The following is a 22,146-nucleotide window of genomic DNA, read 5'->3' as shown; positions in this document are numbered from 1 at the left end:
GGCCGGAGCCGAGCTTGATGGGAAGGCGGCTCACGCGCCGCCGCCGTCATCCTGCCGTGCAGTTTGTCATTCAGCGCGAGCCTTCGGCTTCGGCGACGTGCATCGAAGACGGAGCGGCCGGCGCGCGGCGCTGCGCGAGCCGGCGCAGCACCACGTAGAACAGCGGCGTGAAGAACAGGCCGAAGAAGGTCACGCCGATCATGCCGAAGAACACCGCGATACCCATCGCCTGGCGCATCTCGGCGCCGGCGCCGCTCGCCACTGCCAGCGGCAGCACGCCGAAGATGAAGGCGAACGAAGTCATCAGGATCGGCCGCAGACGCAGGCGGCAAGCCTCCAGAGCCGCCTCCAGCGTCGCCATGCCGCGCGACTCCAGTTCGCGCGCAAACTCGACGATGAGAATCGCGTTCTTCGCGGCAAGGCCCACCAGCACGAACAGGCCGATCTGCGTAAAGATGTTGATCTCGCCCTTAATCAAGAAGACGCCGGCGAGCGCCGACAACAGCGTCATCGGCACGATCAGGATCACCGCCAGTGGCAACACCAGGCTCTCGTACTGCGCGGCGAGCACGAGGAACACGAACAGCACGGCGATCGGCAGCACGATGGCGAGCGCCTGCGCCGCGCCGATCTGCTGCAATGCCAGTTCCGTCCATTCGATCCCCGCCCCTGGCGGCAGCGCTTCCCGTGCGACACGCTCCAGCGCCGCCATTGCCTGCCCGGAACTGTAGCCCGGCGCCGGACCGCCGTTGATGTCGGCGCTGGGAAAGCCGTCATAGCGCTCGACCATGTTCGGACCGAAGGTTTCCTTGAGCCTCAGGATCGAACCGAGCGGCACCATCTCGCCTTCGGCGTTGCGCGTCTTCAGCAACAGCGCATCCTGCGGCTGCCCACGGTAATGCCCATCGGCCTGCGCAATGACGCGGAAGGTACGGCCGAATTCGTTGAAGTCGTTGATGTAATAGGAGCCGAGATAAATCTGCATGGTGCGGAACACCGTGTCGAGATCGATGCCCAGGCGCTTGGCCTTGACGCGGTCGATATCGGCGTACAGCTGCGGCGCATTGACGTCATACGTCGAGAACACGCGCGCCAGCTCCGGCGTCTGCCGCAGCTTGCCGACAAAAGCCTGCGTCATGTCGTACAGCGCGGCCGGCCCGGCATTGCTGCGATCGACGAGACGCGCCTTGAAGCCGCCGGACGTGCCGAGGCCGAGAATGGCCGGCGGCAGCACCGCGATCACCAGGGCGTCATCGATCTGACCCAGTTTCTGGTTCAGCTGCGCGGCGATCTGCGGACCGCGCAGACTCCCGCGCTCGTTGAAGTCCTTGAGCGGAAAAAACACCACCGCCGCATCCGAGGAACGGGTGAAGCCATTGATCGACAGTCCTGGGAACTGTACGGCATGTTCGATGCCGGCCTGTGTCAAGCCAATCTCGCCCACGCGCTTGACGACCGCCTCGGTGCGCTCGATCGATGAGCCCGGCGGCAGCTGGATCACGGTCACCAGATAGCCCTTGTCCTGCGACGGGATGAATCCGTCCGGCGCTTTCACGAAGCCGATGCCCGTCAGCAGCACCAGCCCGCCGTAGACGAGCAGGCTCAGCGCGGTGAGTCGCAACACCTTGCGTACGCCGCGTTGGTATCCCCCGGCGCCCATGGCGAACGCGCGATTGAACGGGCGGAACAGCCAGCCGAGCGCGGCGTCGATGACGCGCTGCGGACGATCCGGCGCTTCGTCATGCCGGCGCAGCAGCAGCGCCGCGAGCGCCGGCGACAATGTCAGCGAGTTAAAGGCCGAGATGATCGACGCGAACGCGATCACCAGCGCGAACTGCCGGTAGAACTGGCCGTTGAAGCCGCCGACGAAGGCCGGCGGCACGAACACCGCGCACAGCACCAGCGAGATCGCGATGATAGGCCCGGCCACCTCGTCCATCGAGCGGTGCGCCGCCGCGCGCGGCGTGAGACCTTCAGCAATGCCGCGCTCGATGTTCTCGACCACGACGATGGCGTCGTCCACGACGATGCCCACCGCGAGCACCAGCCCGAACAGGGTCAGCGTGTTGATCGAAAACCCGAACGCGGACATCGCCGCGAAGCTGCCGACGATGGCGACCGGCACGGCGATGATGGGAATCAGCGCCGCGCGCCAAGTCTGCAGGAACAGTACCACGACGAGGACCACCAGCAGCAGGGCTTCGAGCAGTGTTTCGATGACCGCGTGGATCGACTGGCGCACGAATACCGTCGGATCATAGATGATCGAATAGTCGACACCTTGCGGAAACTGCTTCTTCAGCTCGGCCATCGTCGCGCGCACGCCGTCGGCGAGTTCGAGCGCGTTGGCGCCCGGCTGCAGGAACACCGGCAGCGCAACCGCCGATCGGTTATCCAGCAGCGAACGCAGTGCATACTCGCCCGCGCCCAATTCGATGCGTGCCACGTCGGAGAGGCGCGCAAGCTCGCCGTCGGCGCCAGTCTTGATCACGATATCGCCGAACTGGCGCTCGTCCTGCAGACGGCCGCGTGCGTCGATCGCCAGCTGGAAAGCCGGATTATTGTCCAGCGGCGGCGCGCCGACGCTACCGGCCGCAACCTGCACGTTCTGTTCACGCACCGCTCCGACCACGTCATCGACGGTGAGATCGCGCGCAGCGAGTTTCTGCGGATCGAGCCACAGACGCATGGCGTAGTCGCCGGCTCCGAAGATGCGTACATCGCCGGCGCCCGGCAGGCGCGCAAGACGGTCGCGCACCTGGATCACGGCATAGTTGCGCAGATAGAGGCCGTCGTAACGGCTGTCCGGCGAGTACAGATGCACCACCATGGTCAGGTTTGGCGAACTCTTGCGCGTCGTCACGCCGGCGTTGCGCACTTCTTCCGGCAGGCGTGGCAGCGCCTGCGCGACGCGGTTCTGCACCTGCACCTGCGCGCGGTCCACATCGGTGCCGAGCTTGAAGGTCACCGTCAGCTGCAAGGTGCCGTCCTGCTGCGCCTGCGAATTCATGTACAGCATGTCCTCGACACCGACGATCTCCTGCTCCAGCGGCGTCGCAATCGTCTCGGACAGCGTTTGTGCCGTGGCGCCCGGATAGCTTGCGGTGACGACGACGGTCGGCGGCACCACCTGCGGCAGTTCGGAGATCGGCAGACGGAAGACCGCGATGAGGCCGGCGACGAAGACCAGGAAAGAGAGCACACCGGCGAAAATCGGCCGCTCGATGAAGAAGTGAGTCAGTTTCATGGCAAGCCCTGGAAGTCCTCTGCGCACACCGTCATCGCCAAGCACGCTGCGATAAAACCATTCCGCGATGCCGTCCCGACCACGCGACACCAGCGCATGGTGTCAATGCGCAGGCGGCGGCAACACCCGTCCACGCATCCGTTCAATTGACGGCGAAAGCCGTTGCCTCGCGCGCATCGGCGCTTGGCTGAGGCGCGGCTTCGATCCTGGCAGTGACGGCGGCACCAGGCTGTACACGCTGCTGGCCGGCGACGATCACGCGCTCGCCGGGTTTCACGCCGTTGCGGATCACGCGCAAGCCGTCGTGGACGCCGCCCAGCGCTACCGCGCGATACTCGACCTTGTTCTGCGCATTGACGACATAGACGAATTTCCTGCTCTGATCAGTACCGATGGCGCGCTCGTCGAGCAGCGTCGCCGCGTAGCGACCGCTGCCGACCAGCTGCAGGCGGGCGAACAGACCTGGCGTGAAGCGGCCGTCCGGATTCGGCAGCACGGCGCGCGCGCGGATCGTGCCGGTTTGCGGATCGAGCGCGTTGTCGATGAAGTCGATCCTGCCGGCATGCGGAAAGCCGTCTTCGTTGGCGAGACCGACAAACACCGGCAGCGCAGCTTCGCGCTCGCTCAGCCGTTCGCCCCGGCTCGCCTGCCCCGCGTACTTCAGATAACTCTGCTCGTCGCTGTCAAAGTAGACGTAAATCGGATCGACGGAGACCACCGAGGTCAGCACCGTCTGGCCGGCTGCCACGTAGTTGCCGGCGGTGACGGCGGCACGTGAAACGCGGCCGTCGATCGGCGCAGTGACGCGCGTGAAATCGAGATCGAGCCGCGCCGCTTCGACGGCGGCGCGCGCGGCGCGCAGTCCGGCCGTCATCTGTCCGCGATTGCTCACCCGCGCGTCATACTGTTCCCTGGAGATGGCGTGCTCTTGCCAGAGATCCCTGGCGCGGGCCGATTCGCTTTCGGCAAGCTCGCTTTGAGCCAGGGCGCGCGCCAGTTCGGCCTCGGCCTGATCAAGCCGCGCCCGGTACGGCCGCGGGTCGATCTGGAACAGCAGTTCACCTCTCATGACGATCGTGCCTTCATCGAAGGCGATGCGGTCGATATAGCCGGTGACACGCGGCCGCAGCTCCACACGCTGCGCGGCTTCGAAGCGGCCGGTGTAGTGATCCCAATCGACGATCTGCTGCTGCACGGCGGCACGCACCGTGACTTCCGTCGCCGCGGGTGCCGGCGCGGCATCGGCCTGAGACTGGCAGGCGGACAGGCCGGCGGCGGCAAGCACCGACAGGGCCAACGGCAGCAGCTCGAAGACTGCATTATTCATGACGCGGTCGATGAAGGAACGGGCTTGCGAACTCATGCGCGCGTCTCCGGCAAGCGGTGTGCCCGGGGGAGCACACAGGGGAATGGGCTGCGGTTTTCCCCTGCCATCCAGTCAAAGTCTGCGCCGGAACGGGAAGAAGCCGCTTGCGTTACCGATCGGTAACGTTCGATTACGTTACTGATCGGTAACATCTCTTGTCAAGAGACGCCGGTGAAAGAAGGCGAGTGGCGGCAGCGCAAGCGCGCGCAATTCCCGGATAAGTTCTTACGCCTACGAGGTGATGTAACAGCTCGTCCGTGACATTTGCATGTCACTTCGGGAAGGCGCGGCTTTTCTGCGCTCGCGTAAATCGCTCGTTCAAGCGCGCCTGATTTGCGTCGGCACATCCCGGTGCCGGATGTACGGCGACCGGATGCTTGAGGCCCAGTGCTTATTCGTAGCCGTAGCGGCGCGCCAGCGCCTTCACTTCTTCGGCAAAGCTGGCGCCATCGGGGCGCCAGGGCAGCGGTGCGCTCATGCTCAGCTGCGTGGCGAGCCGCTCGTCCGCTTCGGGAATATCGGCCCAGACATCGGCTTCCAGGCCGCCGGGGGCTTCGCGGCAGCCGCGCTGTGCGTAGGGCCAGCGTGAGGGATCCCCCACGCGTCCGCTGAGGCCCAGACGCATGGCCAGCCGGTCCACGCTGCCTTGCAGATCGTGGTCCAGATCCTCGCTGCGCACGCGGTGCACGCGATCCGCCGGCCACTGCGCGATCAGGCGCTCGATGTTTTCATTGGCGCGCAGCCAGGCGATCTGCGGATCGGGGCACGGCGGGAACAGCGCATAGTCGCGAAAGTCCGTGGGCACGAAGATGCATTCGCGCAGCCAGGCGGCGAAGCGGCAGCCTTGCGACCAGGGATGGCGCACCAGATGCACGAGATCGGCCTCGGGATGCATGCGCAGCAGGCGCCGCGTGTAGATGGGCCGCAGCGGCGTCTCGCAGTCGGCGTAGAGCAGGCGCTCGGGCGCGACGGTGGCGGCGATTTCATCCAGCACCTCGGCCACGCTGCGCTGCTCGCGGGCCTGCAGCCATTGCTGCGCGCGGGCGATGGCGGCGCTGTCCTGGCCGCCGCAGTAGAGCTGGCCCACCAGACGCAGCAGACCGTCGCCGTGCTCGTCCTGGCCCAGCCGGAAGATTTCCATCAGCTCGCCGCAGTTGTCGGCCAGATACGGAAACAGCTGCGGCACGGCACAGGCGCCATGCAGGGTGCCGAGCACACCGGCCAGCCAGGAGGCACCGGAGAACGGCGCGGCGAGAATGACGATGGGTCTCACGCCTCACCCAGCAGTTTTTCGTGCACGTGCGATTTGCTGCCCAGCCAGATTTCGCAGCCGCCGCGCGGGTTGTTGACGTATTGCCAGAGATTGTCGCGCAGCACCGCGCTGCGCGGCCCGAAGGGATTGGCGGTGCCCACGAACAGGCCGTGCGGCGTGGAGGCAAACGTGCGTCCGCCCCAGTTGTACTTGTTGCCGAAGCCGTCGCGCGTCACCGGCTCCCAGTGGATGCCGTCGTTGGTGCGCCAGAGTTCAAAGCCGGCGCTTTCGGTGAGGCGGTTCACGCCCCAGCGACGCAGCACGGCGCTGACATCCGGCGGCCAGGCGTAGGTGGGCAGGAACGGCAGCAGCATGGCCCAGGTCATGGTCGCGGCGTACAGCCAGCCATCGTGCACATGCATGCGCCAGACGTAGCCGTTGAAGATGTTGTCGAAGCCGGGCGTCATGCCGGACAGCGGATACTTCAGGCCCTGACGCGTCTGCCGCGCCTCGCCCATGATCAGATCCCAGCTCTTGTCCGGCCACACGCGGATGATCTCCGCAGCAGCGGGGCCGATCTTGAAGGCACGGTGATAACCGCCGTTGATCACGCCCAGGGCCACATACAGCGCGCCCTTGAACTCGCAGAGCGTGCCGGCCACTTCGTTGTGCACGCCACGGTCGGCGCCTTCGGTGATCACCGGCTCCCATTCATAAGGCAGCGAGCCGCCACGCGTGCGCCACAGCTCGCCGCCGGTGTAAGGGTTGGCGGTGCCGCCGTAGAGATGGCCGTCGTACACGGTCATCTCGAACACGGTGGAATTGTTCTTGTTGCCGAAGCCGTCGGCGCTGGCCGCTTTCCAGCTGTCGCCCAGCAGATCGTCGGCGCAGTAGATCACCGCTTCGGAGGCGAGGTCCTGATTGAAGCCCTTGGCAGTGCCGGTGGCGGTGGCGGAGAGATGCACGCGGCCCTGGAAGGGCTGCACGGTACGGAAGGAACGCACCGTGGGATTGAACGGCGGACGCTTCACCGGCTTGAAGGTCTGCCCGTCCTCGGTGCGCAACAGATCGGGCGAATGCGCCAGATGCGGCGACCAGGTGGCCACATACAGGCAGGGCTCGGCATCGCCGCGCGCCTGGAACACGGTCATGCCGCGATAGCCCACGTAGCTGGGCACGCCGGGGCGGCCGTTGACGCCGGTGACCGTGGGCGAGCGGAAGGCCAGACGCCACTGCGTGGTCTCGGGCGTGTATTCCCAGATCTCCGCGCAGCGCGGCAGCGAGTACAGATCCTCCGAGCACTCGATGGGCCAGGGCTTCATGTCCGGCAGCGGCACGCTGAGCTTCAGGCCCGCCATGGTGGCGCGCGTGGTGCCCACGTACAGGCGGTTGCGGAACCAGGCCATGCTGTGCGCGTAGTGGTTCCAGCCATCACCGAAGCCATTGGGCCCGGTGAGGCGGAAGTCCTCGCGCAGCAGTGACTGACCGCTCGCGCTCATTACGGAATCCAGGACCACACTTCAACCAGGAAGAAACGCACCAGCGCGCGGGTGAACACCACCGCCGCCGGATACCAGTGACCCTGCAGCTTGGCATTGCCGGTCATGCCGGGCAGCAGCCGATGATCGGGGTCCTGCAGCTCCACCTGCACGCGCACCACCTTGCCGTAAGGGCCGTCCTCGGCATTGGGCGCGATGCTCAGCACCTTGCCGCCGAAGCTGCTGGAGGGAAACGCCCAGACCTTGGCCCAGGCCGACTTGCCCACCTGCACCTGATCGATGCCGGCTTCCGGCAGCTTGACCTCGGCCAGACGCTGCTCGGTGCTCTCGATGGTGGCGAGCTGATCGCCGCGATTGAGATAAGCACCCAGTGCAAACTGCAGCGAACCGGACACCACGCGGCCGGCGATGGGCGCCTTGATCTGCGTGTACTCCAGCTGTGTCTGCGCGTAATCCAGCGCCGCCTGCGCCTCGCCGACCTGCGCCTTGATCGAGGCGATGACATCGGAGGCCGCGGCGCTGCGCACCAGATTCAGGCGGCTGCGCGCCTCCTCCAGCGAACGCTTGTCGATATCGGCCTGGCCACGCATGCGCTCGTATTCCTGCGCGGTCACCGAGTTGCGCTTGTAGGCGGCGGCCAGGCGCGCGGCCTGCTCGGCGGACACTTCCGCGCGCTTGCGCGCGGTTTCCACGGCGCTCTCCGCCACGCTGACTTCTTCAGCCTTGCCGCCCTTGCCGGCCAGCGCCAGATCGGAATTGAGCTTGGCGAGCTTGGCCTTGGCACTGGCCACTGCGGCGCGCTCCTCATCATCGGAGAGCCGTGCCAGCACTTCGCCGGCCTGCACCGCCTGCCCTTCCTTGACCAGCACCTCGCGCACGTCGCCGGAGATCAGCGCGCGGACATCGGCGCGCGCACCGGGCAGCACCAGGAAGTCACCGGAAGGATCGTAGCGATACGGCACCGCCGCCACGATGGCAGCCAGCGCCAGCCAGGCCGCGCGCCGCTTGTACCAGGGTTTGCGTTTGACGGCGCCCAGATCCAGGTTGCTGCCCTCACGCGTCGTTTTGAACGTCTGACTCACGATAACCCCCATGACCACCAACAAGACAAAACCGGCGCCGCCGTAATGTCGCAGGAACAGCCGCAACGACAGCGACCAGAAATAAATCAGCACCGCGAAGTACAGGCCCACCAGCACCCAGTACAGGCGCAGCACGTTCTTCGGCAGCACCCGCTTCTGCGCCACCCAGCCGCGCCGCAGATAGTTGAACCAGGCGGCGCCGGCCTGCTCGCGCAGATCGGCGATGCCCACCCACTGCGCCAGCAGGAAGTAACCGTCGCGGCGCACCAGCGGATTGAGCCGGAACAGCAGAAAGCCGGCGCCCACCACCGCGCAGGCCAGGCTGTAGGCGGAAATCAGCGGATGGGTGCTGTGGCTGAGAAACCAGCAGAAGATGCCCGCGCCCATCAGCGCGCCCATCGCCGACAGGCCGCTGCCGATGATGCGCAGGCGCTGCGCCAGCGGCGCGCGCTCCACCGGGCCGCTGGTGTCCACGCGCAGATGCGGAATGTGCAGCTCGTTGAGGCGCAGCTCGATGGCCGGCGCCACGCCGGCGAAGTCGGCCACCGCCGCCGCACGCGCCGCCGCGCTGAAGCTCTGCAGCACGGCCCAGGCCAGCGGCAGCAGAATCAGCAGATGCAGCGGATTGCGCAGCAGCAACAGCGAGACGGCGCCGCGCAGATAGTGCTGCTGCAGACCGAACACCAGCGCCAGCAGCAGCGCCACGAACAACAGGGCAGTGAGCGGGCTGTGCAGCGGCCAGTTGAGCAGACGTCCGCACGCCACCCACAGGCGCGGCTGCAGCTGCAGCAGCGGCGGCTTCTGCTCCCGGCGCGCGTCGGTGACGATCTCCAGCAGGCCGTCCATGAGGCCCGGGCCGGTCAGTGAACCCGGCGCAGTGGACGGCAGCAGCGGGCCGCTGTCCGCCGGGTCCACGCGGGTATCGAGCTGCGGCTCCAGCAGCGTCACCGACGGCAGCGGCTCGGCATAGCCGGCCAGCAGCACGCCGGTCACCGCCAGCTGCGCGGCGAAAGCCTCCAGCGCGCGCCGCGAGGGCCGCGTGCCGAACTCGGCTTCGACACGCGCGCAGATCGCCTCGCCGCTGCTGCGCCCGTCGAACATCTGCGCGATGCGGTAGTGATCCGCCGTCACGCGCAGCGGCGCCTGCTGCGGATCCGGGCCGGCCAGCTCCTGGCCGCCGTCCGGCAAGGCGCTGTAACGCGCCACCTGCAGCTTGCGATAACGACTCGTGTACATGCGCGTCGCGTTTAGAACTTATCCGTGAATTGCCCGCGCTTGCGACGGAGGACGTTTTGCCGCAGGGCAAGACGGCAGACGCGCCGCTTGGTGATTCCAAGCCAGCGGCTGCCAACGCCGCCCTGCGGCCCCAGTAGTCCACCGGGGGCCCCGTCCCTTCGGGTTGCGCCGAAAATCGCGCCGCGCGGCGTTGGGAAACTTGGCCTTGGCCCCGTCAATCGCTTTTGGGCCAAGGCCTGCGTTTCGCGCCTTGCCCGGCGCGATTTTCGGCAGCAACGCAAGCGTACGTAATTCACGGATAAGTTCTTAGGGCACTTGCGCCAGCGGCAGCATGCTGTCCTGCAGGAGTTGATTGATCTGCGCCAGATCGGCGGTGAGCAGATTGCCCGCCTGCTGCTTGAGGCGCAGGGAATTGATCAGGAACTGATAGCGCGCGGCGGCGTAGTCGCGTTCGGCGCCGTAGCGCTTCTCCACCGCGTCCAGCACATCGGTGTTGTTGCGGGTGCCGGACTCGTAGCCGGCGCGCGCGCTCTGCTCGGCGTCCACCGCCGCCTCCACCGCGCGCTTGAGGGCCTGCACGCGGGTGAGTCCCGTGGAGGCGATCAGATAGGCGATGCGGGTGTCACGGGTGACGCGGGCGCGCGTGGCTTCCACGTCGGACACCGCTTTTTCCTTGAGGACATCCGCCTGCCGGATGGTGGCGCTCACCGTGCCGCCGGAGAACAGCGGCACATTCATGCGCAGGCCGATGCGCTCGTCATCCTCGCGGCGCTTGCCGGGAATGCCGCTGCCGCTGTCGTCGCTGTTGAGCGCATAGGCGGCGCCCACCAGGTCGATCTGCGGATAACGGGCACCCCGCGCCGCGCGCGCCTCGACCTTGGCCACCTCCATCGCCGCCTGCTGCGCCAGCACCGAGGGATTCTGCGTGCCGGCACGCGTGACCCAGTCCTGCTCGTTGAGCGGATTGGGCGGTGTCAGCCGCACCTCGTCCGGCAGCACCTTGAGCTTGGCGTAGCTCTTGCCGGTGATCGCCTCCAGGCGCATCTGCGCGGCCCTGAGGGTATTGCTCGCGTCCGCCAGATCGGCGGCGGTGATTTCATAGGAGGCCTGCGCGGTCTTGACGTCGGCCAGCGTCGCCAGCCCGGCGTCGGCACGGGCCTTGACGTGATCCAGCTGCTCCTGCACGGCCACCGTCTTGGCCTTGGCCACGAACAGCGCGTCACGGGCGCCGAGCACCCCGAAATAGGTCTGCGCCACTTCGATCAGCAAGGCATCCTGCGCGGCACTGAGCGAGTACTCGGCCTGCTTGACCTTCAGCTCCGCCGTGGACAGCCCGTAGAACAGCTGCGGCTTGAACACCGCCTGGGTGAGCTGCGCACCGTAGTAGTAGCGGCCGAAGGTGTCGGTGTTGTCGACCCCGGGAAAGCCGAACAGCGTGCCCTCCACGTGCTGGCGCTGCCAGTCGTAGGCACCGGATGCGGAAAGCTGCGGCAGCAGCCGGCCTCGCGCCTGCGGCACCAGCTCCTGCGCGGCCTCGTACGCCTTGACCGCCGACTGATAGGCGGCATTGAGCTGCAGGGCCTCGGTGCTGATCGACAGCAGATCGGCGTCGGACGCCGTCGCTGCCGGCTCCGTCGTCTGCGCCGCCACGGCACAGCTGCCGGCCAGCAACGCCGTGGACATCCAGAGCTTGTAGCAGCGGCCGAACGAAAAGCGGCGCGTCCGCCGTGACGATGACATCGATGGCGAAGACATTATCACCCTCAGGAGCAGAGCTCGCCGCCGGCTTCGCCAGGGTCTGTTGACATTCACTTTGCCCGCTGCGACGGAGGTCGTTTTGCCGCAGGGCAAGGCGGCAGACGCGCCGCTTGGTGGTTCCAAGCAAGCGGCTGCCAACGCCGCCCCGCGGCAAAACGGCCCCGTCCCTTCGGGTTGCGCCGCAAATCACGCCATGCGGCGTTGCGAAACTTGGCTTTGGAACCACCAAAGCCTGCGTTTCGCGCCTTGCCTGGCGTGATTTGCGGCAGCAACGCAGTGGGCAAAGTGAATGTCAACAAACCCTAAGCGAGTCCCCTCCGGCGAAGAAAACGTTCTTATCTAATAGATTTGCATTATGAGCAAGCCTGTGGGGCTTGTCGCGTCGGATTTTCGCGCGAAAAACCCGTCGCGCGATGTCAGGGCTTTCCCGACCCGGGGCCTGCTCGTGTCCAGCGCGGCAATGATGCACGCCCCTGGACGAAAAAGCCCGGATGACGTCTGTCATCCGGGCTCCGGAGTCTGGCCGCACCCGCCCCTTCAGTGTCGCGGCTTGAACACCGGCTCCTCGCCGGGCGCCAGTTCCTTGGGCTTGATCAGGAAGGAGGCGATGGCCGGCAGCAGCAGGATGGCGCCGAACATATTGGCGGTGAACATGAACACCAGAAGCTTGCCCATGTCGCGCTGGAACTGCAGGCCCGACCACAGCCAGGTGGCCACGCCGATGCCCAGGGTGATGCCGGTGAACACCACCGCCTTGCCGGTGAGCTTCAGGGTCTTGAAGTAGGCATCGCGCATTTTGAAACCGCCCGCCGCCGCATCGGCCAGCGTGGCGTAGACGTAAATGCCGTAGTCCACGCCGATGCCCGCGGCCAGCGCCACCACCGGCAGCGTGGCCACCTTCATGCCGATGCCGAGAATGGTCATCACCGCATAGGCCATGAACGAGACCAGGGCCAGCGGCAGCATGATCGAGACGATGGACTGCCACTCGAAGAAGGACAGGAACACGCAGACGATGATGCCGGCGTAGACGATGTACAGGATCGGGCGCTCCAGACGATGCACTTCCTCGTTGGTGGCCGCCATCACGCCGACGTTGCCGGTGGCCAGCGCGAAGTTCACCGGGCAGGCCTTGTCGAAGCTGGCGAACTTCTCCTTGGCGGCATCGGCATCCTTCTGCAGGGCCTGCACCGCCTTGTCGGCTTGCAGCTCGCTTTCACCGATGCCGTGCTTCTGCTTCTTGAGCTTCTCCACGTACTTGTCGAGCTTGACGCGCGCGGCACCGACATCGCGACGCGCCTGCAGCTTGTCGGCGCAGTACTTGTCGTTGACGTCCGGATGCGTCTCGTAGAACTCCTTGGCGTTGTCGACGTTGAAGGCCTTGGTCTTCTCGACGATGCGCTCCAGCGTGGCGGCGGTGTGATCCTTGGTGAACACGAACACCGCCAGCGCCGAGCAATTGGCATTGAGCAGGCCCGAGGAGGTGGGAATGGGCGTGATCGCCTGCACCATCACCTGCTGGTTGCGCGGCAGCACGCGGAACTTGGGCGAGGCTTCCGAGAACGCCGAGTTCACCTGCTTGGCCGCCCAGGGCAGCGAGAGGATGCCCTGCACGCCCACGGTGTTTTCCATGTGCGCGTCGAAGCGGTCGATCTGCTCCATCATGTCGTAGCGCACGCAGGAGTCGGCGTCCATCTCGGCGACGATCTTGAAGATGTCGGTGCCGATGGTGAAGTTGCGGTTGATGGCCGCCATGTCCTGGTTGAAGCGCGAATCCGGCAGCAGCTCCGGCACGCCGGCCTGGCTGTCGCCCACCTGCAGGCCCTCGCCCTTCCACAGGCTCCAGCCGAACAGCGCCGCGCCGATCAGAATCGCGACGATCGCCGGCTTGGGGCTGACCATGTTGGAGATCAGCCGCCACAGCGGATCGAACACGCTGTCGCGCTTGTCCTGCTTGTCCTGGAAGGCCACCGGATCGCCGATGTCCACCCAGGTGAGCATGATCGGCATCATCACCTTGTTGGTGATGATGATCGCGGCCATGCCCAGCGTGGCGTTGAGCGCCATCTCGCGGATGATGTCGATGGGGATCAGGCCGATCAGGGCGAAGCCCACCACGTCGGTCATGATCGCCATGGTTCCGTAGATGGCCAGACGCCGCCAGGTCTCCAGCGAGGCGTCGAAGCTGTTGCGGCGGTTCATGGTGATCTCGCCGACCCAGGCGTTGACGTACTGCACGCCATGGCTGACCGAGACCGCGAGAATCAGGAAGGGCACCAGAATCGCGAAGGGGTCCAGGCCCTTGCCCATCAGGCGCAGCAGGCCGAACTCCCAGATCACGGCGGTGACCGAGCAGATCAGCGGCAGGATCGCGAGCTTGAAGCTGCCCACGTACAGCCACAGCAGAATCAGCGTCATCACCAGGGTGAGCAGGAAGAACAGCACCACCTGCATGGTCGCGTCGATGACATCGCCCACCACCTTGGCGAAGCCGACGATGTGCACGGACAGATCCGGGTTGTAGTCCGGGTTGTCCACGGTGTCATAGCTCACCTGGGTGCCGGAGACCTTGATCGGCGGCGCGCCCTCGCCGCCCTTGGGATCGGCGACCTCGAAGCTCTGCAGCGCCAGCTTCCAGCCGTAGTCCACATAGCCCTCGCCGACCACGCTGCCGGCCTTGAGCGGGCCCTGGTCCTTCTTGAGCTTGTAGATGTACTTCTTCGGGTTCATGAAGTGGCCGCGCAGCTTTTCCTCCAGGCCGCGCGCCACTTTTTCGTAATCGAGCTTCTCGCCGGTGACCGGATCGACTTCGAGCAGCTCGGAGTAGATCATCGCGCCGTCCTGATTCTTGGCGACATAGCGGCCCACGTGGCCGCCCTTGCCGACATTGGCGCGCACCACGTCGAAGTAATGCTGCGTGGGCGCGTAGTCGGCCGGGATCACGTTGCCGCCGGAGAAGCCGCCTTCCACCACTTCGATGTAGCGCACGTCCGGCGTGAAGATCGAGGACACGCGCGAGCGGTCCACGCCGGGCAGGAAGAACAGCTCGTCGGTGGCCTGCTTGAGTGAGCGCAGGAACTTCTCGTTGTAGATGTCGCCCTTGCCGTCCTTCTGGATCAGCGCCACCAGCACGGTGTTGGCGCCGCCGAACTCGGCCATGTACTGCTTGAGCACCTGCATGTAGGGATGCTCGAGCGGGATGGACTTGTCGAAGCCGGCGTCGCGGCGGATCTGCACCATCTGCCAGGCCAGCAGCAGCGTCGCCACCACCAGGATGGCCATGGTCAGGGTGCGCCGCGCGTAGATCAGCGGCTCGATGGCGCGCAGGATGCGCTGCGTGCGGGTCAGCTCGGCGGAGCCGTGTGCGTTCTCGGTCATGGTATTCGCCCGCTTGGAATGCTTTTAGGGATGCGCGCTGAGCTTGACGCCCTGCACGCCGGACTCGCCGACCGCCAGGACTTCATTGCCATTGACGCCGACGATGCCGGACAGCGGCGTGCCGGCCTCTGCGCGCAGGCGCTGCACGCTGCCGTCGGCGGCGACCACGAGAATCGCGCCATTGAGGCCCACCAGCACATCGCGCTCGCCCAGCTGCGCGCCGCCGAACATCGAGTCCACGGTGCCGGTGTCCAGCGCCGTCCACTTGCCGCTGCGGGCGTCCTCGCTGACATAGACATTGCCGCGCAGACCATAGATCAGCGCGCCGCTGGCGCCGCGTGGCAGCACGCCGAAGAAGGAACCTTCGTACGGCGATTCCTGCTTCGTCCAGGTCTGGCCCTGGTCCGTGGAATACGCCAGCAGGCCCTGCTCGCCGGCGACGAACAGATCGCCATTGGCCAGTTTGGCGATGGCGTTGAGATGCAGCTCGTCCGGATCAAAGCCCAGGGTATCGACCTCGTTCCAGGTCTGGCCGCCGTCGGCAGTGCTCAGCATCAGGCCGTAGGCGCCCACCGCAATGGCGTGCTGCGCGTCCAGCGCCAGCAGATCCAGCACCGGCTTTTCCAGATCCGGCTTGAAGTTCTGCAGCGTCCAGCTGCGGCCGCCGTCGCTGGTGTGCAGGATGCTGGCGTCATGGCCACCGGCCCAGCCATTGCGCGCATCGGCAAAGGCGATGGCGGTGAGCGTGGCGCGCACCGGCACCTGCACCTGCGCCCAGTCGCGGCCATTGGCGGAGACGATGATGGCACCGCGCTCGCCCACCGCGAACAGCCGGCCATCGTTGCGCACGATGTCCAGCAGCAGCGACTTGGGCGTCAGCGGCAGAATCTCCGAGGGCCTGGGCTTGATCAGCGGCTTGCCCGCGCCACCCTCGTCCTGCGCCAGCGCCAGCGACACGCCGCTGCCCAACAGCAAGGCCAGCAGTGTCCGGCGCCAGAACGCGCGACCCGGCTTGTTCTTGTGCATGTATCCCCCAGCAACTGACGCATGAGGTCCGCGGCTGCGGCCCCGTGGATGAACGTCGTTTCGCATCACTTCTGCAGTTCCCGGCTACGTCGCGAGATCGCGGATGGCTTGAAGTCCCCGGGCTCCAGATCCGGATATCTCACTTCGGGCTCCTGATTGTTGAGCGCCTCGACAAGATAACGGCGGTCGCGCAGATCGTATACGGTCAGCGCCGCCGGCATTTCATAGAGCTGGTCATAGGCCATCAGCGTGTGCGCCTCCTGCAGGCGCCACAGCTCGCCGTGTTCGTCGCTGTTGTCGACGATGCGGATCTGCCAGCCGTCCTCATCGACGTAGAAACGCCGGTGACGATAGGAATGGCTCAGGCCGCGCCGCACCGTGGCGTCCACCACCCACACGCGGCGCAGCTCGTAGCGCAGCAGCTCCGGATTGAGGTGATGCGCCCCGACGATGTCGTGATACGAGAGCTTGCCGTCGTGCAGCGCATAGCTGTTGGCGGGCACCAGCAGTTCCTGCTTGCCGCGCAGCTTGAAGTCGTAATAGTCGGTGGGGCCGAAGAAGCTGTCGATCTGATCGTTGCTGCGCAGGCTCATGCTGGCCTGGCCCGGCGTGTCGTAGGCGAGATTGGGCGCGCGCCGCATGCTGCCTTCATCGGGGCTGCGCTGCCAGCTGTTGCGCGCCATCTCCTGCGGCTGCGCCATGTCGGCGATCAGCATCGCGCTGCCGGCCAGGCGCGTGGGCGCCTCGATGATCTGCGCCAGCTGGCTGAGCATGCCCTTGGCCTTGTCCAGCGCATAAGCCGGCGCGCCGTAGGCGAAGCGCTGCAGCTCGCGCACTGCCACCTGCAGGTAATCGCCATTGGCCTCGACCGCGAACTGCGCGGCCTGGCGCTCGCTGTACAGCGGCCGGTAGCGCAGGCGGTGATTGCTGATGACTTCGGCGCCGTTGGCCGGCTGCGGAAAGGGCACGCCCTCGCCGGCCTTGCTCAGCACATCGCCATCGAGCACGGCCTTGCCGGCGTTCTGCTCGGTGGCGGCATAGATGCGCGCCGGATTGGCAAAGCTGCGGCGCGTGGCGAACACGCGCATGCGCCAGCTCTTGGGATAGGCCGCGAACAGGGCGCGCTGACCGGGGCTGAGCAGCGCCGCGTATTGCGCCAGGTTATCGGCGGTGACCACGTACAGCGGCTGATCCTCGGGATAAGGATCGCAGTAGCGGCTGCCGGCACCACGCCAGCAGGACGGCGGCGCGCTCAGGCCGCCGCTCCAGGCTGGAATGCTGCCCGCATCATTGCCGGTGGCCTGCGCACCGTAGACCGTCAGCGGCACCGGCTTGGGCGGCTCGGCGCTGGGCGGCGGGGTCTGTTCCTCATCCGGCAAGGCATCGACATCCGGCTCCGCCTGCGGCGGCGCAGACGTCTCGGCCTGCGGCCCGGCGGCGGCCGGCGCTTGCGCAGCCACACTCGCGCCGCCCAGCAAAGCGGCCAGCGTGATGAGGCTCAAAAATGATGCGGCTGCCCTGCGCCTGTGGCTGCGAGCGGCGCCGCTGTCTCCTCCGCGACGGATCATGGATTCAAGTGTAGTCGGCTGTTGAAAGGGGCGTCATTGCCAGCGCGCAGCGTCGGAAGGTCAGCCGGGCAAAGCACGCCAGATCAGCGTGGCCATGCGTCCGGTCTCCGGCGCCTGCCGATGACAAGCGCGACGAAAGGAATAGAAGCGTTGCGCGTCGGCGTAGGTGCACAGACCGCCGCCGTAGACCCGCGACACTCCGGCGCGCGCCAGGCGCAGCCGCGCCAGCTGATAGAGATCGGCCTGCCAGCGTCCGTCATGTCCGGGCGCAAAGGCCATGGCGTCTTCCTCATGGGCCTGCACGAAGGCCGCGCGCACTTCCGGTCCCACTTCAAAGTGCGCAGGACCGATGGCCGCGCCCAGCCAGGCCAGCAGGCGCGCCGGCGGCCGCGAGGCACGCGCCAGCGTGGCTTCCAGCACCCCGGCCGCAAGGCCGCGCCAGCCGGCGTGCGCGGCGGCCAGCCACTGCCCGTCGTCGCTGCAGAACAGCACCGGCAGACAGTCGGCGGTGAGCACCGCGCAGACCACGCCGGCCTGCGTGGTGCAGGCGGCGTCGGCGCAGGGCGGCTCAGCGGCAATGTTCACCGCCTCCTGCACGGTCACGCCGTGCACCTGCCGCAGCCACAGCGGTTCGGACGGCAGACCCAGCTGCTCGCGCAGACGGCGGCGGTTTTCGGCGACATGCGCCGGCTCGTCACCGGTGTTGCCGCCGAGATTGAGCGTGTCATACGGCGCCGGCGAGACGCCGCCGGCGCGCGTGGTCTGCAGGGCGTGGATGCCCGCGGGCGCCGGCCACTGAGCCAGCAGCGGCGCCAGCGCGCTCACGCCTGACCGGCCTCGCGGGCATGCGCGCGCAGGGCGCGCAGCAGTTCCTGCATGTCCTCGGGCGGCTCCACCGTCCAGCTCACGGGCTTGCCGCTGCGCGGATGGGTCAGGCCCAGCTCGCGCGCGTGCAGGGCCTGGCGCGGGAAGTTCTGCAGCAGCTCGCGCAGCGCGGTGGGCAGGCCGGCGCCGCGCATCGGTCCGCCGTAGAGGAAATCACCGACGATGGGCCGGCGGATGTGCGCCAGATGCACGCGGATCTGATGCGTGCGGCCGGTCTCCAGGCGCACGCGCAGATGCGTGTGCTGCGCAAAACGCTCCTGCACGCGATAGTGGGTGACGGCCGGACGGCCCTTGTCCACCACCGCCATCTTCAGGCGTTCGCGCGGATGGCGGCCGATGGGCTCGTCGATGCTGGCGCCGGCAATCAGCTCGCCCTGCACGATGGCGTCGTATTCGCGCTTGAACTCGCGCCGGCCCAGCTCGTCCACCAGCTTGTGGTGCGCGCTGAGCGTGAGCGCCACCACCAGCAGGCCCGAGGTGTCCTTGTCCAGGCGATGCACGATGCCGGCGCGCGGCACGGCCGCGGTCTGCGGGAAGTGATGCAGCAGCGCGTTCTGCAGGGTGCCGTCGGCCTGGCCGGCGCCGGGATGCACGGTGAGGCCCGCCGGCTTGTTGATGATGGCGATGCTGGCATCGGCATGCACCACGTCCAGCGGCAGGTCCTGCGGCAGCACGCGGGTGTCGGCCTCGGGCTCGGCCAGCAGCTCCAGCACGTCGCCGGCACTGAGCGGGGTTCGGGTCTTCTCCACCACCTGGCCGTTGACGCGCAGGCGGCCGGCCTCGATCCAGCTCTGCAGACGCGAGCGGGACCAGCTGTCGAAGAGCTTGGCGCAGACCAGGTCCAGACGCGCGCCGGCCAGCGCCGCGGGAACCTCCGCGCTGTGCAGCAGGTCTTCTTCCTCGTCGCTTTCGGGACGCTGTGAACTCATCGGCTATACTCGCCGCCTTACGCAGGTCATCGTCATCTCTTTCATGAACTACAGGATTATGGCTGCGGCCGTGCTGCTCATCGGCCTCAGCGCGTGCAAATCGAACCCGGACAAGCTGCCACCCGGCAATCCGTTCAAACCGGATGAGCTGGGCCTGCGCGAACAGAAGCTGCAGGCGGCGGCATTGTACAAGTCGGCCCGCGAAGCGCTCGACTCCTCGGACTTCGGCACCGCCGCCAAGCGCTACGAGACCCTGGCCACCAAGTTTCCGTTCACGGACTACGCGATCCAGGGCCAGATGGAGAAGGTTTACGCCGAGTACCGGGCCTACCAGCCGGACGAGGCCCTGACCGACGCCGAGCACTTCCTGCGCGACTACCCGCGCCATCCGCGCGCCGACTACGTGCAGTATCTCAAGGGCCTGATCAACTTCGACCGCGACCGCGGCCTGGAAGCGAGCCTGGGCTTCTCCACCGACAAGCGCGACGTGACCAATCTGCGCCGCTCCTTCGACGACTTCTCCACCCTGGTGCAGAAGTATCCGAAGAGCGTCTACGTGGGCGACGCGCGCCAGCGCATGATTGCGCTGCGCAACCAGATCGCCCGTCACGAAGAGACCATCGTCGACTACTACATCCGTCGCGGCGCCTGGATCGCCGCCGCCAAGCGCGCCGAGCAGATCGTCGCCCAGTATCCGGGGGCGCCGGTGATCATCGAGTCGCTGGCGCAGCTGGAACGCGCCTATCAGGAGCTGGGCCTGAAGGATCAGGCCGACGACGCCCGCCGCCTGCGCCAGGCCTACGAGCTGGCGGAAAAGAACAACAAGGACCAGAAGGCCGAAGCCCCGGCCGCCCCCCAGCTCGCCGCCGCGCCGGCAGTGCTGGCGACGCCGTAAGACAGCCCCGCCCGAGCACGAAAAAGCCCGCGATCCTCGCGGGCTTTTTTATTGTGGGTGAGGCAGCGGCGCTCGAATGTCCGAAGGACATTCCCGCTGCCGAACGCCGCGCCAAGGATGGCGCGGCAGGGCGTCAATCCGAGCGCTGCCGTCGCGCCAGGGACTGCGGCTCAGATGTCGCCATAGACAGCGGTAATTGGCTGAGGCAGCGGCGCTCGAATGTCCGAAGGACATTCCCGCTGCCGAACGCCGCGCCAAGGATGGCGCGGCAGGGCGTCAATCCGAGCGCTGCCGTCGCGCCAGGGACGGCGGCTCAGATGTCGCCGTAGACAGCGGTGATCGGATACCGACGCTCGCGCCCGAAAGCCCGCCGCGTGATTTTCGGTCCCGGCGGCGCCTGCCGGCGCTTGTACTCGGAGCGGCGCACCAGACCGGCCACGCGCTTGACCGTGGCCTCGTCGAAGCCGCGCGCGACGATCTCGGCAATCGACAGCTGGTCCTCGACATAGGCCTCGAGAATCGGGTCCAGCACCTCGTAGGGCGGCAGTGAATCGGAATCCTTCTGATCCGGACGCAGCTCGGCGCTGGGCGGACGCGTGATCACGCGCTCGGGAATCACCGGCTGTCCCGGCGGCGCGATGCTGTTGCGGTACACCGCAAGCCGATAGACCAGGGTCTTGTAGACGTCCTTGATCGGCGCGAAGCCGCCGCACATATCGCCGTAGAGCGTGGCGTAACCCACCGCCATTTCCGACTTGTTGCCGGTGGTGAGCACCACCGAGCCGAACTTGTTGGACAGCGCCATCAGCAGCACGCCGCGACAGCGCGACTGCAGATTCTCCTCGGTGAGATCGACCTTGCGGCCGGCGAAGCTCTCGGCCAGCGTGGCATTGAAGGCCTCGAAAGCCGGCTCGATGGGCAGCAGGGAATAGCGGATGCCCAGGGCCTCGGCTTCCAGGCGCGCATCGTCATTGGACATGTCGGCGGTGTAGCGCGAGGGCAGCGACACGCCCCAGACGCGCGCCGCGCCCAGGGCATCGCAGGCGATGGTGGCGATCAGCGCCGAGTCGATGCCGCCGGACATGCCGATCAGCACGCCGGGAAAGCCGTTGCGGTTCACGTAGTCGCGCACCGACTGCACCAGACCCTGATAGACCGTGGCCTCGATGCTCTGCGGCGCACGCTGCACGCCCTGCGACCAGCGCCCGCCGGCAAAGCTCAGCGCATACACGCCTTCGCTGAACAGCGGCGCACTCAGCGCCAGGCTGCCATCGCCATTGCGCGCGGTGGAATCGCCGTCGAACAGCACATCGTCCTGCCCGCCCACGCAGTTGACATAGGCCAGCGGCAGACCGGTTTCGGCGATGCGCGCGGCGAACACGCGGGCGCGATCCTCGTGCTTGTCCAGATCGAAGGGCGAGGCGTTGATGTTGATCAGCAGCTCGGCGCCGGCGGCCTTGGCGGCGGCGGCGGGATTGGCGCCCCAGATGTCCTCGCAGATGCACAGGCCGATGTTCACGCCGCGATGCGCGAACACCAGGGTGCCGCCGCGACCGGCGCGGAAGTGGCGGCGCTCGTCGAACACGCCGTAATTGGGCAGCAGCTGCTTGCGGGTGCGCGCGATGATCGCCCCGTCGCGGATCACATAGGCGGCGTTGTAGATCACCGCCTCGCCGGCCTCCTGCACGTATTCGGGCAGACCGACGATCAGGCTGATGCCGCGCACCTCGCGGCACAGGCGCTGCACGCCCTCCTCGATCACGCCCGGCATCGCCGAGCGCAGCAGCAGGTCATCCGGCGGATAACCGATCAGCGACAGCTCGGGGGTGGCCAGCAGATCGGCACCAAGCTCATCGCGCGCGCGCGCAGCGGCATCGATGATCTTCTGCACGTTGCCTTCGACATCGCCGACCCAGAGATTGAGCTGGGCCAGGGCCAGGGTGAATCGACTCGTCGGCATGCGCGGCTGCTGCGGATTATGGCTTTGACATGAAGGCCGGAATCTTAAAGGCCCCCCGTCAGCGG

The 22,146-nt window shown here is 66.9% G+C and carries 13 protein-coding genes; 1 reads left to right on the top strand and 12 read right to left on the bottom strand.

Features of this window, described 5'->3' with window-relative positions; all coding sequences use genetic code 11:
- Positions 1-70: 70 nt before the first annotated feature.
- The 11 genes from BMY12_RS05285 to rluD all read right to left on the bottom strand — a co-directional run bounded on the left by BMY12_RS05285 (position 71) and on the right by rluD (position 19,226).
- On the bottom strand, positions 71-3,247 hold the full coding sequence (locus BMY12_RS05285; RefSeq protein ID WP_093283014.1) for an efflux RND transporter permease subunit: 3,177 nt from the start codon (positions 3,245-3,247) through the stop codon (positions 71-73).
- Positions 3,248-3,389: 142 nt separating this feature from the next.
- Positions 3,390-4,574, bottom strand: coding sequence for an efflux RND transporter periplasmic adaptor subunit (locus BMY12_RS05280; protein WP_436278857.1), 1,185 nt, complete (start codon positions 4,572-4,574; stop codon positions 3,390-3,392).
- 430 nt (positions 4,575-5,004) lie between these two features.
- Positions 5,005-5,886 (bottom strand): sulfotransferase, encoded by an 882-nt coding sequence (locus tag BMY12_RS05275; protein WP_093283009.1) that lies wholly within the window; start codon positions 5,884-5,886, stop codon positions 5,005-5,007.
- On the bottom strand, positions 5,883-7,364 hold the full coding sequence (locus BMY12_RS05270; protein WP_093283007.1) for a hypothetical protein: 1,482 nt from the start codon (positions 7,362-7,364) through the stop codon (positions 5,883-5,885). Before BMY12_RS05270 ends, BMY12_RS05275 begins: the two co-directional genes overlap by 4 nt.
- A complete protein-coding gene (locus BMY12_RS05265; RefSeq protein ID WP_093283004.1) occupies positions 7,364-9,682 on the bottom strand; it encodes an HlyD family secretion protein in 2,319 nt (772 codons plus the stop codon). Before BMY12_RS05265 ends, BMY12_RS05270 begins: the two co-directional genes overlap by 1 nt.
- A 306-nt stretch (positions 9,683-9,988) precedes the next feature.
- Positions 9,989-11,365 carry a TolC family outer membrane protein gene (locus BMY12_RS05260; RefSeq protein ID WP_177188853.1) on the bottom strand — a complete coding sequence of 459 codons (1,377 nt, stop codon included), beginning with the start codon at positions 11,363-11,365 and terminating at the stop codon, positions 9,989-9,991.
- 612 nt (positions 11,366-11,977) lie between these two features.
- Positions 11,978-14,818, bottom strand: a complete 2,841-nt coding sequence (locus BMY12_RS05255) for an efflux RND transporter permease subunit (protein WP_093283000.1) — start codon at positions 14,816-14,818, stop codon at positions 11,978-11,980.
- A gap of 24 nt (positions 14,819-14,842) precedes the next feature.
- A complete protein-coding gene (locus tag BMY12_RS05250) occupies positions 14,843-15,844 on the bottom strand; it encodes a YCF48-related protein (protein ID WP_177188852.1) in 1,002 nt (333 codons plus the stop codon).
- Between the two features lie 65 nt (positions 15,845-15,909).
- Positions 15,910-17,346 carry a DUF1329 domain-containing protein gene (locus BMY12_RS05245; RefSeq protein WP_177188851.1) on the bottom strand — a complete coding sequence of 479 codons (1,437 nt, stop codon included), beginning with the start codon at positions 17,344-17,346 and terminating at the stop codon, positions 15,910-15,912.
- A 126-nt stretch (positions 17,347-17,472) separates the two neighbouring features.
- Positions 17,473-18,228: a peptidoglycan editing factor PgeF gene (gene pgeF, locus BMY12_RS05240; RefSeq protein WP_093283234.1), complete on the bottom strand. Its 756-nt coding sequence runs from the start codon at positions 18,226-18,228 to the stop codon at positions 17,473-17,475.
- A gap of 5 nt (positions 18,229-18,233) precedes the next feature.
- Positions 18,234-19,226: a 23S rRNA pseudouridine(1911/1915/1917) synthase RluD gene (gene rluD, locus BMY12_RS05235; protein WP_093282992.1), complete on the bottom strand. Its 993-nt coding sequence runs from the start codon at positions 19,224-19,226 to the stop codon at positions 18,234-18,236.
- 43 nt (positions 19,227-19,269) lie between these two features.
- Here rluD and BMY12_RS05230 point away from each other — a divergent pair, with 43 nt between their 5' ends.
- The gene (locus tag BMY12_RS05230) at positions 19,270-20,121 is read left to right on the top strand and encodes an outer membrane protein assembly factor BamD (protein ID WP_093282989.1); all 852 of its coding nucleotides are present in this window, start codon (positions 19,270-19,272) and stop codon (positions 20,119-20,121) included.
- 313 nt (positions 20,122-20,434) lie between these two features.
- Here the strand turns inward: BMY12_RS05230 and BMY12_RS05225 are convergent, their stop codons facing one another.
- Positions 20,435-22,081 (bottom strand): NAD+ synthase, encoded by a 1,647-nt coding sequence (locus tag BMY12_RS05225; protein ID WP_093282986.1) that lies wholly within the window; start codon positions 22,079-22,081, stop codon positions 20,435-20,437.
- Between the last annotated feature and the right edge of the window lie 65 nt (positions 22,082-22,146).

Origin of the sequence: Solimonas aquatica, assembly GCF_900111015.1 — a bacterium.
Classification (GTDB): domain Bacteria; phylum Pseudomonadota; class Gammaproteobacteria; order Nevskiales; family Nevskiaceae; genus Solimonas; species Solimonas aquatica.
Note: the sequence above shows the minus strand (reverse complement) of the source record. Positions and strands in the feature narration are given on the sequence as shown.